Origin of the sequence: Salinimonas profundi (assembly GCF_014750655.1) — a bacterium.
Lineage (GTDB): Bacteria > Pseudomonadota > Gammaproteobacteria > Enterobacterales > Alteromonadaceae > Alteromonas > Alteromonas profundi_A.
On record NZ_JABBXD010000003.1, the window covers coordinates 142,677 to 159,163 of the forward strand.

Here is a 16,487-nt window from a genome sequence, read left to right on the forward strand (position 1 = left end):
ATATTGAGTACAAAAAAACGCGCGGTCTAATCTGACCGCGCGTTTTTCATAGACACTAGCTAAAACTTAGTCGGCAATGAAAATAGTCTTAGCGTTTACAAACTCCTTTATACCAAAGCCACCGTGCTCACGCCCGTAGCCACTTTCTTTAACACCACCAAATGGCAGGTTAGGCTGAGCAAGAGAATAACCATTGATATTAACCATACCCGTGTCGAATTCGGTGCGGGCAAGCTCTATAGCACGTTCTTTATCTGACGAGAATATGCCGCCCCCTAAGCCGTAACGTGAATCGTTCGCGATACGCATCGCATCACCATCGTCCTTGGCTCTTATAAATGAAGCTACGGGACCAAATAGTTCATCATCGTAAGCCGGCATGCCGGGTTTCACATCTTCAAGAATGGTCAGAGGATAGTAATAGCCGGTATCGCTGCTCATATCTCCGCCTAAGGTACAGGTTGCGCCTTTTTTAATGGACTCCTGAACCTGATCGTTCAGTTTGTCGCGTAAGTCTTTACGCGCCATTGGACCGACATCGGTATCTTCTGCGCGTGGATCGCCCACCTTCAGGTTCTTAAACTGCTGAACATAAGCATCACGGAATTTATCATAAACTTTGTCTGTGATAATAAACCGCTTTGCAGACACACAGGTTTCGCCGTTATTAATTACGCGCCCCTGAACGCAGGCTTCCACTGCTGTCTCAATATCAGCATCCTCGAGCACAACAAATGCATCGTTACTGCCAAGCTCCAACACACTTTTCTTGGACTGACTGCCGGCATTTTCACCGACTTTTTTGCCAATCTTGTCAGAGCCTGTAAAGGTCACGCCGCGTACTTTGTCGTGCTGGATTAATTCACTGGCTGTTTCACCACTGATTAGCAGTGATTGATAAACATTTTTCGGAAAACCAGCCTGTTCGTACAGTTCCTGAATCATTTCAGCCATACCAAAAACATTGTCGGCATGCTTAAGCACGGTCGTATTCCCTGCCATAATGTTAGGGACGCTGTAGCGAATAACCTGATAAAGTGGGAAGTTCCAAGGCTGAATGCCCAATATTACACCGATAGGCTGGTAAGTAATGATGGCGTTGCCACCGTCATATTCGCGCTTTTCGTCAGCTAACTGACTTTCTGCGTTTTCTGCAGTGTAGCGGCAAATGCCAGCGCATAATTCAACTTCCTGATAGCCCTGCGCTTTGACCTTGCCCATTTCTTCAATCATCAGCTCTACAATTTCATCTGCGCGCTCATCAATTTTATCTGCCAACGCATTAAATAATTTGCTGCGTTCGGCTAAGGAGGTTTTACGCCAGCTTGTATAGGCTTCATGAGAGGCATCAACGGCCTTTTTGGCTTCGTCGGTACTTAATAGTGAGTATTTCTTAAGTGTTTGTTCAGTTGCGGGGTTAATAGTTTCTACAGTGTCTGACATTATAGTCTCCTGATTTGAACATGTGTTCTAAGGAGTGCAACAACGACGCCAACACGATGGATTTAGCATATTTGCTGATTGATCATGGCGTTATCTGCATCGAATAGGTAGGGAACGGTGGTTTGTTTACATTTATATAAAGCACAAATTGCACGCGGGTGAGGCAGAATTTCATAGCACTTTTTTGGTCAGACGTTATATGCCGCCGTACAACTCAGGATGATTAAATTTTGCTAACCCAAGAATTAGTGCCAGCTCATAAACCGACTGGCGGGTAGCCAGGTCATTGGTAAGCAAGCTTATTGCGCCTCCTTTTTGCTTGATATTATCGGTCTCAAATACCTCATCCATCACATCACCGAGTTCGCGGCCTGCCTGCAATGCATCGAAAATGATGCCGGGCAGGGGTAAATTAGCACTGCGATTAACCGCCCAAAAACCATTATGGTAAATAGCAACATAGGCAAACGTTGCCGGGCCATCAGAAAAATCATCGACGCCACCCTCAATGGCAATAAACCAATAGGTTTTTCTCTCTTGCTCGCTGGCAACATCCACGCAGGCCTGTACACGATTAATCGCCCCCTGCCGCGTTTCCTTTTCGGTCATAGGCTGGTCGGCAACACCACTGGGTACGGAACGTGGAATGATGGTCACTGTCTCGTTTCGCGTCCGCTCCAACGCATGTCGGGCGGCATTTATTTTGACGGGATTTTCAGACCCCACCACGCAATAAATCATTCCGGGCTCCTCTGCGTATCTGAACTGACCGGCGTCGCCAGTATCGCATTTAACAACTGCGTGTAATCTGTAACGGCCGGGAACGCATGAATCGTTTTAGCGGGCTGTTTACTGTCTGGATTGGCTACCGCAAGCAGATGGGCAATACCAAATTCTTCGGCAGCACGAAGTATTGGCAAACTGTCGTCGACAAAAAGTGTACGCGCCGGATCGAAAGCTAGCCGGGCATGCAATTGTTGCCATAATGACTGTGATTCTTTGGTCACACCGAACTCATGGGTGGAAATAAGCGTATCTATGTGGGCATCAAGGTTTGTGCGCTCTACTTTAAGCGCCAGGCCTTGCGGATGAGAGTTAGTGACCAGAATGACGTCGCGACCAGAGCGTTTCAGTGCATCCAGAAATGCAATGGTATCCGGACGAAGCGCAATGAGATGTGCAATCTCACGCTTTGCAGCCATGATATCGAGATTGAGTTGTTCGGCCCAGTAATCAAGACAGTACCACTGGATTTGGCCACTGACCCGTTCATAATGATTCATCATTTGCGCTTTGCACTGTGACAGATCCTGGCCGGTGGCCTGCGCAACCAGTTGTGGCAGGTGATGAAGCCAGAAATGATTATCGTAGTGCAGGTCAAGCAAGGTGCCGTCCATATCAAGCAGAACGGTATCAATTTCGTGCCAGGGCAGGTTCGGCAAGCGCGTTTCCTTCTATTGCGATAAGCTTTAGACTAACAACATAATAGCGAAGAATAGCCACGATAAACATGAGTAAAATAGATCCAGCCAAAGTATTACCGCAGATCCATCATCGCGAAATAGTGGCCAGAAGCCGCTTGTTTAAAGTGGAGCGTCTTGATTTAGAGTTTTCCAATGGCGCAACCCGGCAGTTTGAGCGGATGGCCGGCACCTCCCACGGTGCAGTAATGATTGTGCCCATGTTAGATGATGACACCATGATTCTGGTACGAGAGTACGCTGCGGGAAATCACTCTTATCAGCTGGGCTTTCCAAAAGGTCTTATTGATCCCGGCGAAAACGCTGTACAAGCTGCCAACCGCGAATTGCAGGAAGAAGCAGGCTATGCAGCGAATGATTTGCAGGAAATTCACAAAGTGAATATGGCACCCAATTTTTTCAATTCTGAAATGCGTATCGTGGTTGCCAGAGATTTGTATCCACAACAGCTTGAAGGCGACGAGCCTGAGCCGTTAGAAGTCGTGAAGTGGAAAATGAGCGATGCCGCCTCATTACTTACCCGGGATGACTTTATTGAAGCGCGGTGTATTGCCGCCTTATTTTTAGCGCAACAGTGGTTAAAGGAGCGGTAACACTATGCCTGAAGATGACAGAAAGAAACTTTTAGAACTGGCCAAAGAGGTCGCGATAGAAGCAGGCAGAGAAGTGCTTTCTATCTATGATACGGGCGAATTTGATGCTTACCAGAAAGACGATGACTCGCCGGTCACCAGTGCTGATTATCTTGCCAATGATATTATCAACAAACGCCTTAAAGCTGCCACGCCCGATATCCCGATTTTATCCGAAGAAAACAAACACGCCAGTCTGGCTGAGCGTGAAACGTGGCCACGCTACTGGCTGATTGACCCGATTGACGGCACGCAGGAGTTTATTGCCCGTAGCGGTGACTTTGCCATCAATATTGCGTTGGTTGAAAACAATACACCCACAATCGGCGTTATATTCTGGCCGCCGGGTCAGTCGCTTTATTATGCAAGTAAAGGCGACGGTGCGTACAAAGAGGCTCCCGGAGAGCACCGCAGGATTCAGGTACGCAAGCTTGATGATCCGCACAATAGCGTAGTGATGATAGCCATCAGTCGTCGTCAGTCCCGCGATAAAATCATGTCTCGCATGACCGCTAAACGGGTTTATCAAACCTTACCGCTGGGAAGCTGTTCACTAAAATCCTGCTTCATTGCCGAAGGCAAAGCGGATGTATTCATGCGCATCGGTATTACCGGCGAATGGGATACCGGTGCATCACAATGCATTGTAGAAGAAGCGGGCGGACGTATTTTGGCGGCGAATTTTGAGCCTCTTACGTATAACCAGCGAAAATCACTGGAAAATCCTGACTTTGTAGTGATGGGCGACCAGCGCGTTCCGTGGCAGGAAATTGTTCAGTATGAAAAGGAGTAACACCATGCGCAATACTATTCTGGCCAGCCTTGGCCTGATGCTTTCACTGCCAGCCACCGCGGCCTGGCAGCTGGATGAAACCGAATCGACAATGCACTTTCTATCGACAAAAAATGCCCAAATTACAGAATTGCATACATTCGAATCACTTTCCGGCACCATCAGTGACAGTGGTGAACTGACCGTCACGATTCCGCTTTCCTCCGTAAATACGAATATCGAAATTCGTGACACCCGCATGAAGGAAAAGCTGTTTGAAATCAGCCAGTTTCCCAAAGCCGTATTCTCGGCTTCCTTAAATGAAGACATTCTGGCAATGAAGGCCGGTGATTCTGACACCTTCATCGTTGAAGGTGCCATTGATTTACATGATAAAAATGTGGCTACTACTTTCAATGTCGCGGTTTCGCGCTTAGATGACGCGACCTTTCGGGTGACCACTGTAGCACCTACTCTGCTTAGTGCGGGCGATTTTGGTCTGGCCGAGGGTGTTAAAACCTTGCAGGCCATTGCCGGACTAAAGAGTATTTCGATGACAGTACCGGTGACTTTCTCAGTGGTATTCGATAAGCAGTAGTCAGCTGGCTGGATGCCTGTAGCCGGTTATCGCGCTACAGGCAGCGCGCTTCGCATGGGTAACGGTTTCTTTTTAAAATCCTGCACAGGCATTGGCTGATGCCGTTCGGCCGGTAAAGCAGGTACTGGCGCATCAATTCCGGAAAGTGAAAACGACGGCATATCTTGTCTTACTCTGACCAGGCTGCTGTTCTCGTTATGTTCCTCGGCAATCACAAAAATGCCGAGGCGGCGACAGGTCAGCCCAAATGTTTCGCTACTGGTAAGGCGAATTATCGGTGCGCCAAAAAACATCCCGGTTAACACAGGCAGTAACCATAAAAACAAGGTTGGCGTATACCAGGCCGTCACCGCACCCCAGATGATGGCCAGCAGTGTCATCCACCGTGTGTAAGCAAACGCATCTTTCCAGGGCACCATACGCCCCTCACGGGCTTGCGCATCCCACCTGACTTTGTGACCAATCAGTACGCTTAATACGAAGTAACTGTGATAGAACATCATGACAGGCGCTATCAGTACCGCCATGCAAAGCTCAACCGTACCACCTTTAAACAGGGCAAACAGGCCACCGAAGTCCTTTCTGCGCTGTATCATCGCCAGCAGGATGCCCAGTATTTTAGGCAGAAATAATAAGGCGATGGTGCCCCATAATGTCCACAGCATCATTTTTTCTTTTGCAATAGGCCAGTCCGGAAACAACTGATACCGGGAGGCAAAAAAGTCGGGCAGGGTTGTCGCACGAATGATAGCGTCGGCGGTGCCCAGCATCAGTACTGCAAAAAGAATAATCGATGAGATATAGGCAAATGCGCCAAACAGAAAATGAAGGCGGTTGGTGGTTTTCAGCCCACGAATAGACAGCAAGCCAAGATGCTGAATATTACCCTGCACCCAGCGGCGATCACGGATAGCGTAATCAATCATATTCGCCGGCACCTCTTCATAACTGCCGTCGGTGTCAGTTATCAGATAGCATTGCCAGCCTGCGCGTCGCAGTAAGGCGGCTTCTACGAAATCGTGACTAAGAATGTCTCCGCCAAAGGGCGCGCGTCCCGGCACTTGCGGCAACCCACAATGAGCCATAAACGGTTCGATGCGGATAATTGCATTGTGACCCCAATAGTTGGCACTGTCGGTTTGCCAAAACGATAAGCCTGTGGCGAGCATAGGACTGTACAGGTGCGCTGCAAACTGCACAAAACGACCAAAAAAGGAATGTTGGCGCACCGGCATCGGTATCGTCTGTATCAGCGCAACATCGTCATTAAATTCCAGACGCCGTGCTAAATCACGCATACGGGTGCCAGACATTACGCTATCGGCATCCAGCACAATCATTCCCTCGTACTGGGCGCCCCAACGCTCACAGAAGTCGGTCACATTACCCACTTTGCGACCGATATTTTTTTCTCTGCGGCGGTAAAACAGTCTACCGCGGGCTTCGGTTATCCGTTTTTCCAGCGCCTGCCAGCTTTCCCGCTCTGCTTTAGCCAGCTCGGCGTCCCGAGTGTCAGACAGCATGTAGAAATCAAATTTATCAGCATCCGGGGTCGCAAGCATTTCCCTCACACAGGCCTCGAAGCCCACCATGATCCTTCGCGTATCTTCGTTATACACCGGCATAATGATGGCGTGACGTTTTTTGAGCGGAGCATCCGTTGCGACAGGTTTCAGTTCACGACGTAAACTCAGCGGATCAATGCGCAATAGTTTGAGCACGAAACCGATTATCGCAGTCCAGAAAGCCATGGATAACCAGACGAACAGCGTTACCGCAAGAATCAGCTGACCGGCTTCCAGCGCTGTTAATTGATTGGGGCGGAATATCTCAAATAAGCTGTAAGTGGCCAGTGCTGCGGTCGGTAATACCAGCAGCAGCATTATAATTAGCCGAAAGCGCCGTGCACGGGTAAACAGTCGATTAGGATTTTTCCTGTCTGCCGCCTTATTGTGGCTGGTAGACATAGTTCCATACCTCGCTGATTTGCTTATCCTGATGATTCAGGAATAACCGCATATCCACAGGCTTCTGAGAGTCCGGCATAAGAAGAAATGTCGCGCGTATTTCACTGTTACCATTGACCTTGAAAATTCGCGCCTGTTTCACTGAGCCGCGGTTTACATCCAGTATCAGATCGATTTCATCGGTATCCAGGCTGAAACCACTGGGTAGCGTAAAGTCAACCACGAAGCGTCTGACGGTCTGTTCATCAGAGGATTCAAACCCTGGCAAATGACTGACGCCCTGACGGGTTCGGACCACGACGGCTTTATCATAAAGCTTGGGTTCCTGATTGACGGTGCGGACCCGGTAAGAAAAATAGCGGCTCTGGCCTTCTTCCATTGATTGCTCGGGGACCCAGTAGGCTACAATATTGTCGTGGATTTCAGCGTCGGTAGGGATCTCCACGACCTCCAGCTTTCCTTTACCAAATCCCTTTTTAGGTACTACCCACAGTCCCGGGCGGGCATGATAATTGGCCTCTGCATCAAGATAACTGTTGAAACTGCCATCGCGCTGCAACATGCCAAACGCCTGTGGTGCAGTATCACTTAACGCGGTAATCTGTAGTCGTGACGGGTTGGTCAGTGGCCGCCAGATTTGCTCACCCTTTTCGGTAATCATCAGTACGCCATCGCTGTCGTGCACTTCGGGGCGATAATCATCATGGCGTTTTTCAGTATTTTCACCATACAAAAACATGCTGGTAAATGGCGCAACGCCCAGCTTATTGATGTCAGCACGAGCAAACAGCCACGCCTGAACATCGGCCTTCGTAGACTCACCCGGATAAAGGGTGAATGCAAATGCCCCTGCCACGGACTGGCTTTCCAGTCGGGCGTAAATGGTTATGGATTCGCCACTACCGGGCTTTATCAGCCAGAATTTGGTAAAGCGAGGAAATTCTTCACCTTCAGGCAGGGCAGTATCAATCGCCAAACCTCGTGCAGAAATACCATAGACCTGATTTTTGCCAATCAGTCGAAAGTACGAGGCGCCCTGAAACACCGCAAACTCATCTTTATATTCGCTGTCATTGAGTGGATAGTGGATGCGAAAACCAGCAAACCCGCTGTTCTTATTGGTTAGCCCTTTTACCTTTTTGGCTTTTTTCTCGTACCGGAACATATTGGCGTCGAAGGGGAATGCGGCAGTACTATTATCACGTTCTACAATGGTGACAGAGACAGGTTCATCATATAAAAAGCCCGGATGGAAGAACTGAATTTCGTAAGGGCTTTTGTTTTTCCACAAGGCTTCTTTGGGTTTAAAGTGAATTGCTTTATAAGCCTGGTAATCCATATTTTTGAGCTTGTCGTCCAGCCCGTGATCATTGGCCTGAAAATCACTTTTTGCTGACTCTCTGGCCTCTGCAATTACTGACTCAAGAATAGGTTTATTCTTTGGCAAATTTGTTTCATCTACTTTCTGCGCCAGTACAGGCGCACTACCTAAAAGCAGACCTGCATACAGCAGCGCTGTCACTGTTTTAGCGCCATTACCTAGCCGCCTGAGACTCGCCGACGTCGAAAAAACTATCCCCACAACATGGGAAAACGGGGAAGAGCGGCGTGGCAGCATGATAAGTCTCCGAAAAAGTCAGCTGGGAAATAAGAAAAGTGCTGTAGAACAACAAGAAGATATGCAATTTTCGGTCAGTCAGATCAGTTCACCCACAGTCAGAAAAACATCTCTTTCACAAAGTTATGTATGCCAACTGTCTGATAATTCAGACAGATACCAGGTTATTAAGCACATTTTGCCGCTGCCGTTTTAGCAACATCTCTCTGTCCCCCCTATACCACAGACGCCAGACACATACTTTCCGTTGTTGGCAAGTATGTTGCAATGCTCAGCATCTGAAGCAAAAAAGTAGTAAAAAAAGGATTAGTTATGCAAAAACGTTTACCTGTCATCGCAGCACTGATGTTCAGTGCGTTCGCTCCTACCACTCTGGCTGCCGTGAACTGGCAATTTGTAGAAGGTGGCTACAGCGATCTGGATGCCGGAAATTCTGATGCAGATGGCTTTACTATTGCAAGCAAGTATTTGATGGATAACAACATCTATCTTAATGGTGATTATAAGCATTTTGATGATTCTAATGCTGACTTCAGCATGCTGACACTGGGCGGTGGGTATCGCATGCCTTTAAGTAGCCAGACCGACGCCTACTTTGGTGCCAACTTCGAGCGTATTGATGCTGATGGCTATGATGATAACGGGTTCAGCCTGAATGCCGGCGTACGTTCCATGGTACTGCGTGAACTGGAATTGGCCGGTCAGATTGGCTATTACGATGTCAACAATGGCGATATCACGCTAAAAGTCAGCGCTAATTATTATTTCGCGCCACGCTGGGCGGTTGGTCTGAGCCACGAAGAGCTCGACAACGCAGACATTACACAACTGACTGCGCGCTACACGTTCTGATAGCTCCCACTTCTCCCGTAACTTTTCTGTTGGGACTACTTCGAGCAGGCCGCGTGCCTGCTTTTTTTCACAGGCGAAACATGTTCAGAACCGCCAGCCTGATAGTTATCGCACTCTTCGTTTGTGCATGCACATCAATTCCTGCACGTACGCCAGAGCACCTGGTCGGTTATACGCAGCATGGCCAGGCCAGTTATTATGCGATGAAATATCAGTTTCAGACCACCGCGAGTGGCGAAGCACTGAATAATCTGTCGAATACAGCGGCCCACCGAACTTTACCATTCGGCACAATCGTCAAAGTGACCAATCGTGATACCGGGCAAAGTGTTCTCGTGAAAATTAACGACCGGGGCCCGTTTATAAAGGAGCGTATTATCGACCTAACCCGTTCGGCGTTCTCTGCTATTGCCGACACCGATCAGGGCGTGGTGCCGGTGTCAATTGAGGTGGTTACTCCGTAGGCTCCTCTGCACTGGGGTCATAACTTTCAGCAGGGCGGATATCGACGGTTTCATGTAACTGAGAGTAAACCAGCACCGCCTCACCGCTGTTAAGCCGCTCGATCACATGGTCGACTTTTTCTTCAAAGCTGACCTCAACCTCACCGTAATCCGTGCCCTCACGCAACACAAATGCTTCTGCAATGCTTTTGATGGTCTCATTTTCCAGTTCAGATAACGGTACTATCATGGGTTTTCCTCACTGCGTGCTGACTGGCACTATGCCCCTGGTCACTACCAGGCATGAATTGTTCCAGAAAATGTCTGACCCGGGTTTGCAGCCAGACCTGGGGCCTTAAAATATTGCCTTGCATAAACCCTACATGACCTCCGCGGTCGCTTAATTCAACCGTTACCGCTTCGGCCAGTTCCTCTTGCTGTGGCACAATCAGATGATTCATAAAGGGGTCATCAATACTGTGCAGCACCAGCGTTGGACAATGAATAGCGCTTAAATAATGAAACGCACTACATTTTTGATAATAGTCTTCAGCATCAGAAAAATCATGTAGCGGCGCAGTCACCAGCTCATCAAATTGTCTGAAATCCTGAATTTTATCGACATCGTCAGGATTGAGCTGAATCAGCTTTCTGTAATCAATAAACGCCATTTTCTTTTTAAGCGTCGCCTTCATGCTTCCCAGTAAATATTTCTGATAAACCTTGGAGAACCCCTGATTAATGCTTCGCGCACATTCGCTAAGTTTCAGTGGTGCAGAGATCGCTACTGCGGCGTTCAGCCATTTTTGAGCCGGGTTTTCACCTAACAGTTTCAACAGCATATTGGCCCCGAGTGAGAATCCCACGGCTACTTTGGGTAACTCAGGAAACCGTTTATTCAGAAGATCCAGGAAAAATGCCGGATCTTCTGTTTCCCCGGAGTGATAAGCGCGTGGTAGCCGGTTCGGTTCGCCCGAACAGGATCTGAAATGCATCATCACCACCTGCCAGCCCTGGTGACTCAGCGCTGCCATCATGTCATTGGCGTAGTGCGAGCGAATACTGCCTTCCAGCCCATGGAACATCGCAACGATACCGGTGGTTTTAGCCGGTTTCGGCCCCCACGCCAAATCCAGAAAATCAGTATCAGGTAGCGTTACACGCTCCCATGTGTAGTCCAGCGGCAGGCGTTTTTGAATAAAACGCGGCCATATGGTTTGCATGTGTCGGTTCTTCGCCCACCAGGGCGCGGTAAAGGCGCTTTTGACTATTTTGCCATGGAGCAGGTTCTTTCTGTGCGACATAGTACGGTTAAACACTATCCTTGATGATTTGACGTATATCTGCAATTGCCATTGCGTTGTCCCGCAGATTAAAAGCATGAATAAAGGCAACCACGCTGGCATTGATGCCCGGCATATCGGTCGTATCGACTGTCATGTTGTTGTAGGCACTGACTAAATCTGCCTGTTGCTGCGCTTCCAGTTCCAGTTCAGACGCTTTGAGCTGCGCGTACTGCCCATGTTCTTCGCTGGCTTCATCACGCGCGGCGCGGCGGCGTTGTCGGTGCTGTTGGAGCTGATGTTCACTATGGGCGATGGCCGCTTTCAATGTGTGCCATTGTTTTAGCACCACCAGCTGCTGATGCTTCAGGCACCAGCATAAAAACAGCAGCATATTGACGTTTACCCCTGCGTTATCCTGCAAACGTAAGCACAGCGCGGCAATTGCCGGGTCGCTGTATAGCTGGGTAGAGAACGCCCAGAAATCGGACGGGGTTAAATCATGGGTTGCTGTCATAATCCTGCCTTGCCTGCTCAATTGCCTCCTGGGCTTCCATCCAGGCCATTTCGGTGTCTTCCTGCGCGGCGGTCAGCTGTTTTTGCTCATCCAGCAACGCCAGCAGTTTTGCTTTGTTTTCATCATTATAAAGCTGTGTATCTGATAAACGCTCTTCGAGGCCGGAAAGTTCAGCTGACAACTTTTCCAGCTGTTTCTCGTGTTTCTGTAGCGCCTTGGTATAGGGTGCAATTGTTTGACGAAACTCAGCATCTTTTCGTTTTTGGGCTTTGCGATCATCTTTAGCGCGCGCCTCTTTCGTCGGCTTCTGGTCGCCCTGCTGACTTAGAATCCACTCACGATAATCATCCAGATCGCCGTCAAAGGGCGCAGCATGGCCACTATCAACCAGATAAAAATCCTCACAGACTGACGCCAGCAAGAAGCGGTCATGGGATACCAGAACCATGGCCCCGTCAAACCCTTGCAGCGCCATATTCAGCGCATGGCGCATTTCCAAATCGAGGTGGTTAGTCGGTTCATCCAATAACAGCAAATTCGGTTTTTGATAAACAATAATCGCCAATACCAGGCGCGCCTTTTCTCCGCCGGACATCGGTGCAACAGAAGCCAGCGCAGCATCACCGAAAAAGCCGAAGCCGCCCAGAAAGTCACGCAGCTGCTGCTCGGTAGCGCGTTTATCCAGCCGCTGAAGGTGTAATAATGGTGATGCCTGAGGATCAAGGTACTCAAGCTGATGCTGGGCAAAATAACCGACTTTTAACCCGTGGGCAGTAGTAAACTCACCTTTCAAAGGATTGAGCACCCCTGCCAGCAATTTAATTAACGTTGATTTCCCCTGGCCATTTCGTCCCAGCAAACCAATCCGGCTACCGGGCACAAGGTTGAGCTTCACTTCATTTAAAATAACAGTCTCACCGTAACCCAGCTGAACATGTTCCATCCGGATAAGCGGATTCGGCAGATCGTCTGGCTTGGCAAACGAAAAGCTGAAGGCGCTGGCCGAATGCGCCGGTAAGATTGTTTCCATTCGCTCAAGCTGTTTAATCCGGCTTTGGGCCTGTTTTGCCTTGCTGGCTTTAGCCTTAAAGCGAGTGATAAAAGATTCCAGATGAGCAATCTTATCCTGCTGCTTTTCATATTCAATATTTTGCAGTCGAATACGCTCAGCGCGCTGTGTTTCATAGGCGCTGTAATTACCGGTATAGGCAATAAGCTGCTGATGCTCCACACTGATAATCTGTGACACCGTGGCATCGATAAATGCTTTGTCGTGGGATATCAGCATCAATGTACCGGAATAGCGTTGCAACCATTTTTCAAGCCAGATAACGGCATCTAAATCAAGGTGGTTAGTCGGCTCGTCCAGCAATAGCAGGTCAGAGGGACACAACAGCGCCTGCGCCAGGTTCAGTCGCATTCGCCAGCCACCTGAAAAGTCAGTAACCGGTGCCTGGAGCTGCGCGTTGCTGAATCCAAGCCCAGCCAGAATCGTCGCTGCACGCGCTTCTACATCGTAAGCCCCGGCCTGATCAAGCGCGTCATGCAGCGCGGCAATGCGCTCCCCCTCATGCTGCGCCTCAGCGTCAGCCAGCTCATGTTGCAATTTCCGTAAGTGTTTATCGCCATCGATGACATATTCAATGGCGCTGCGCGACACAGCGGGTGTTTCCTGCGCAACACTGACAATTCGCCAGTGTCCGGGTACGACACAATCCCCGGCATCCAGTGATATTTCGCCACGTAGCAGCGCAAACAGGCTGGACTTTCCACAACCGTTGCTGCCGATAAGTGCCACTTTATGGCCCGGAAAAATTTGCGCTGACGCCGTTTCAAGCAGTATTTTACTGCCCCGCATCAACGTAACATCTGAAAGCTTGATCATAGCTGCCGCTTTTACCCTTAATAATTGCGCGCAATATGGTAGCAAAAAAGCACGACGGTCGCTTGTATTACGCGCCTTTAACTCAACAGACTAAACAGCACGGCGGCGAATACGGTACACTATCAGGCAGAACTCAATTCATCGATTACGAGGCACCTATGACCAACCGGGAACGCCGCCGCTTTATTGCCGGCGCTATCTGCCCAAAATGTAACACCATGGATACCATTATGCTGTACTTCGAAAACAACGTTGAGAAGTTAAAGTGTGTGGCGTGTGACTATCAGGAATCACAAACCGATGATTCAGTAAAAGAACAAAGCAAGGGCAGCGACAATATTATCGGGGTATTTAAGCCTGAGTAAAAATTACGCTGTTGTAATCTGCCTTTGTAAATTTAGACCGCGTATCGCTGCCACTCACTTCAAGTATCTACGTACATCTCTGATATAAAATAACTTTCTTTTTATTTTTTATGGCACAAAACTTTCAATGTATTCAACTCGCCTAAATAAAGAGAAAAGCTATGGGAAAGCGAACCAAACGAACAACGTGGTGCATCATCAGTGTACTGGCAGTATTACTGCTTATTCGCTTTTCTCTTCCTTATGGTGCCCAGTGGTATATTAACCGGACTCTTGAAACGCAGCCCGGCGGTTATTCCGGCCACGTCGGTGATGTTGATATCATGTTATGGCGCGGCGCTTACAGCATAGAAGACATTACGATTGTCCAGGACGGTGGTTCCGTTGAAAGACCCCTGTTTGAAGCACGTGAAATTGAATTTAGCTTACTGTGGTCAGCACTGGCAGATGGCGCCCTGGTAGGTGATATTATCCTGACTGAGCCTGAAATTAATTTTATTGACTCGCAAAAAGACGATTCAAAGGATCAAACCGGTGAGTCTGAAAACTGGCTAAGTCTGGCAGATCAGCTATTCCCGCTCAAAGTTGACCATCTGCGTATTCAGCGCGGCAAAATTGCGTTTTATAACCCGGACTCAGCACCGCCTATTGATTTGGCGATTCATGACATTAATGGCGAGGCTCGCAACCTGGTCAATAGTCGCGATCTTAACAAAAACCTCGTAGCAACATTTGATGCATCAGCCCAGACAGCCGAACAAGGCACGCTGACTATTGCCTCATCGCTGAACCCCAGTACTAAAAAACCGACATTTGATATGGATATTCAGGCCAAAGATGTCGCTTTGGTAAACTTTGACAACCTGTTAAACACCTATGCGCCTTTTGATTTGGAAGCCGGGACTCTTGAACTGGCACTGGAAATAGCCAGTGATGATGGCTATGTCGAAGGCTATATAAAACCGATTTTAAGAGATGTAACTGTCTTTTCCTGGAAAGGTGACATAGAAGAAGATAACGACGGATTTTTTAAAGGCATGGTTGAAATGGCATCGGCATTTATTACCGAGTTATTCGAAAATCAGTCAAAAGACCAAATCGCAACACGAATTCCTATTGAGGGCCAGCTCAGCGAACCGGATACCGCCTTGCTGCCAGCCATTGGCGCGGTACTGAAAAACGCATTTATCTCTGCCATGAAAGGCGACGTTGAAAAGAGTATTGAACTTAAAGATGCCACTGAGCAAAAGCAGGAAGCAGAACAAGAGGCCGCAGAGCAAAATGAGGCTGAAAAGCGCGCTACAACCTCTGATGAATCTTCTTATCAATAATGCGGTGGCGGCGTCTCTTCACTGAGCCTTGCGACATTTGAAGGTTCCATAGCTTTCAGCTTATCCAGTAAATGCCGGGTTTGAACCTGCAGCTTTTCAATTTGATACTGCTGACCTGTCAGCGCATCGTTAAGCTCTTCAATTGTATGGTCCTGAAAGGCAACTTTTGTCTGCAATTCAGCAATGGCCTGAAGCGCATCAGACAGTGAATGTATTTCGCTTTGTTCACTCATGGTCAACATCCCATAATTCGGCTAAGCCGCTACTGCTTTCAGAAAGAATGTGTGCTGGTCCGGTAAACCCGACAGCATAAACGACCGCGCTGGGCGGCGATGCGCCTTCTTTCGGCGTCACCTTCCATTCCTGCACCGGCTCTCCGGTCGCCACACGCCACAGGTCTACACTTCGGGTCGGCGAGCCAGTGAGTAGGTACTCACCATCTTTTGAAAACACAGCGTCTGTGAAAATTTTCTGGCGCGCAATATACTGCAAGTTAGACACCGGCGCACCCGTTTGTGCATTCCAAATTTGCGATTTTTGCTGGCTATCGGCAGTAAACACGTAGCGGCCTTCATCATCCAGTGCCACCAGCGTCACGCGGCTGGGATGGTTGAACGTATGAATAATCTGTCCATTGTCTGTGCTCCACAGATAAGCAACATAATCGTTTGATCCTGTCAGCGCATATTTGCCATTAGGCGAGATATCAACGCTATTGATCTTTTCCTGGTGGCCGAAAAACTCCAGCCGCCGGCCGGTTTCAGGCTCAAAATACATCGCCTGGCCATTGGAACGACCGACCAGAATACCTTTGCCACCGTTTGCGACTGCAATGCCCCGAATGGTTGATTCATCAATCCGCCAGAATCCGACTGGCTCACCGGTCTGCAGATTCCACAACGCAAAGGCTTCGCGATCGCTGGTAACGACAGCCTTTTTATCCGCTGAGATATGCACTGCATTGACCAAATTGGCCGCTTCCCCCTGATGAGACCAATGATACAGTGGCTCACCGGCCTTTGCTTCCCATACATTGATGCCATTGTTCGCGCCCGAGACAACCGATAACTGCCCATCGGGTGAAATATCTGCGGCAAAAGCCCCTTTGTCGGCATGAATCCATTGTTTTTCAGGATCAAGATCAGGGCCGGTACAGGCGGTAGCACAACAAATACTAACCAGCAGAATCGATAGGCGATGGAACGATTTTAACAAGCTCATGTCGAAGAGTTTTTCCTTTTAACAGCCTGAAATACCATAACATGGCGTAAAGTAAATCGCGTAAAAGTCTTGTAATCGA

Annotated in this window: 18 protein-coding genes; 7 read left to right on the top strand and 11 right to left on the bottom strand. The window is 48.7% G+C overall.

The window, feature by feature from the left end:
- Positions 1–66: 66 nt before the first annotated feature.
- The 3 genes from HHX48_RS08045 to yrfG form a co-directional block, all read right to left on the bottom strand.
- Positions 67–1,443, bottom strand: coding sequence for an NAD-dependent succinate-semialdehyde dehydrogenase (locus tag HHX48_RS08045; protein ID WP_191023967.1), 1,377 nt, complete (start codon positions 1,441–1,443; stop codon positions 67–69).
- A 195-nt stretch (positions 1,444–1,638) separates the two neighbouring features.
- On the bottom strand, positions 1,639–2,184 hold the full coding sequence (yjjX, locus tag HHX48_RS08050) for an inosine/xanthosine triphosphatase (protein WP_191023969.1): 546 nt from the start codon (positions 2,182–2,184) through the stop codon (positions 1,639–1,641).
- Positions 2,181–2,885 carry a GMP/IMP nucleotidase gene (yrfG, locus tag HHX48_RS08055; protein ID WP_191023971.1) on the bottom strand — a complete coding sequence of 235 codons (705 nt, stop codon included), beginning with the start codon at positions 2,883–2,885 and terminating at the stop codon, positions 2,181–2,183. The genes yjjX and yrfG overlap by 4 nt, the downstream gene beginning before the upstream one ends.
- Positions 2,886–2,953: 68 nt before the next feature.
- On the opposite strand from yrfG, the gene nudE reads away from it, so the two are divergent.
- From nudE to HHX48_RS08070, 3 genes are read left to right on the top strand one after another with little or no spacing between them, the layout of a single operon-like run.
- A complete protein-coding gene (gene nudE, locus HHX48_RS08060) occupies positions 2,954–3,517 on the top strand; it encodes an ADP compounds hydrolase NudE (RefSeq protein ID WP_191023973.1) in 564 nt (187 codons plus the stop codon).
- A 4-nt stretch (positions 3,518–3,521) separates the two neighbouring features.
- Positions 3,522–4,349 carry a 3'(2'),5'-bisphosphate nucleotidase CysQ gene (gene cysQ / locus HHX48_RS08065; protein WP_191023976.1) on the top strand — a complete coding sequence of 276 codons (828 nt, stop codon included), beginning with the start codon at positions 3,522–3,524 and terminating at the stop codon, positions 4,347–4,349.
- A gap of 4 nt (positions 4,350–4,353) precedes the next feature.
- Positions 4,354–4,926 carry a YceI family protein gene (locus HHX48_RS08070; protein ID WP_191023977.1) on the top strand — a complete coding sequence of 191 codons (573 nt, stop codon included), beginning with the start codon at positions 4,354–4,356 and terminating at the stop codon, positions 4,924–4,926.
- A 26-nt stretch (positions 4,927–4,952) separates the two neighbouring features.
- Here HHX48_RS08070 and mdoH read toward each other — a convergent pair whose 3' ends face one another.
- Both mdoH and HHX48_RS08080 read right to left on the bottom strand, forming a co-directional pair.
- Positions 4,953–6,893, bottom strand: a complete 1,941-nt coding sequence (mdoH, locus tag HHX48_RS08075; RefSeq protein WP_191023979.1) for a glucans biosynthesis glucosyltransferase MdoH — start codon at positions 6,891–6,893, stop codon at positions 4,953–4,955.
- Entirely contained in the window at positions 6,874–8,511 is a 1,638-nt protein-coding gene (locus HHX48_RS08080) for a glucan biosynthesis protein (RefSeq protein ID WP_191023981.1), read from the bottom strand. Before HHX48_RS08080 ends, mdoH begins: the two co-directional genes overlap by 20 nt.
- A 312-nt stretch (positions 8,512–8,823) precedes the next feature.
- Here HHX48_RS08080 and HHX48_RS08085 point away from each other — a divergent pair, with 312 nt between their 5' ends.
- Positions 8,824–9,363, top strand: a complete 540-nt coding sequence (locus HHX48_RS08085; protein WP_191023983.1) for a porin family protein — start codon at positions 8,824–8,826, stop codon at positions 9,361–9,363.
- Between the two features lie 80 nt (positions 9,364–9,443).
- A complete protein-coding gene (locus HHX48_RS08090; protein WP_191023984.1) occupies positions 9,444–9,827 on the top strand; it encodes a septal ring lytic transglycosylase RlpA family protein in 384 nt (127 codons plus the stop codon).
- On the opposite strand, the gene HHX48_RS08095 is transcribed toward HHX48_RS08090, so the two are convergent.
- The 4 genes from HHX48_RS08095 to HHX48_RS08110 are packed head-to-tail and all read right to left on the bottom strand — an operon-like array spanning position 9,817 to position 13,491.
- Complete coding sequence (locus HHX48_RS08095) at positions 9,817–10,056, bottom strand: YheU family protein (protein WP_191023986.1); 240 nt, start codon at positions 10,054–10,056, stop codon at positions 9,817–9,819. The two genes, HHX48_RS08090 and HHX48_RS08095, sit on opposite strands and share 11 nt — an antisense overlap.
- Positions 10,037–11,110 carry a hydrolase gene (locus HHX48_RS08100; RefSeq protein ID WP_191023988.1) on the bottom strand — a complete coding sequence of 358 codons (1,074 nt, stop codon included), beginning with the start codon at positions 11,108–11,110 and terminating at the stop codon, positions 10,037–10,039. Before HHX48_RS08100 ends, HHX48_RS08095 begins: the two co-directional genes overlap by 20 nt.
- A 7-nt stretch (positions 11,111–11,117) precedes the next feature.
- Positions 11,118–11,606 (bottom strand): TIGR02444 family protein, encoded by a 489-nt coding sequence (locus HHX48_RS08105; protein ID WP_191023990.1) that lies wholly within the window; start codon positions 11,604–11,606, stop codon positions 11,118–11,120.
- Positions 11,590–13,491 (bottom strand): ATP-binding cassette domain-containing protein, encoded by a 1,902-nt coding sequence (locus HHX48_RS08110; RefSeq protein ID WP_191023992.1) that lies wholly within the window; start codon positions 13,489–13,491, stop codon positions 11,590–11,592. The genes HHX48_RS08105 and HHX48_RS08110 overlap by 17 nt, the downstream gene beginning before the upstream one ends.
- 158 nt (positions 13,492–13,649) lie before the next feature.
- Between HHX48_RS08110 and HHX48_RS08115 the strand changes: the two genes are divergently transcribed.
- A complete protein-coding gene (locus tag HHX48_RS08115) occupies positions 13,650–13,856 on the top strand; it encodes a YheV family putative zinc ribbon protein (protein ID WP_191024267.1) in 207 nt (68 codons plus the stop codon).
- A gap of 161 nt (positions 13,857–14,017) precedes the next feature.
- Entirely contained in the window at positions 14,018–15,187 is a 1,170-nt protein-coding gene (locus HHX48_RS08120; RefSeq protein ID WP_191023994.1) for a DUF748 domain-containing protein, read from the top strand.
- Here HHX48_RS08120 and HHX48_RS08125 read toward each other — a convergent pair.
- Positions 15,181–15,420, bottom strand: a complete 240-nt coding sequence (locus HHX48_RS08125; protein WP_191023996.1) for a SlyX family protein — start codon at positions 15,418–15,420, stop codon at positions 15,181–15,183. The two genes, HHX48_RS08120 and HHX48_RS08125, sit on opposite strands and share 7 nt — an antisense overlap.
- Positions 15,413–16,408, bottom strand: a complete 996-nt coding sequence (locus tag HHX48_RS08130) for a WD40 repeat domain-containing protein (protein ID WP_191023997.1) — start codon at positions 16,406–16,408, stop codon at positions 15,413–15,415. Before HHX48_RS08130 ends, HHX48_RS08125 begins: the two co-directional genes overlap by 8 nt.
- Positions 16,409–16,487: the final 79 nt, after the last annotated feature.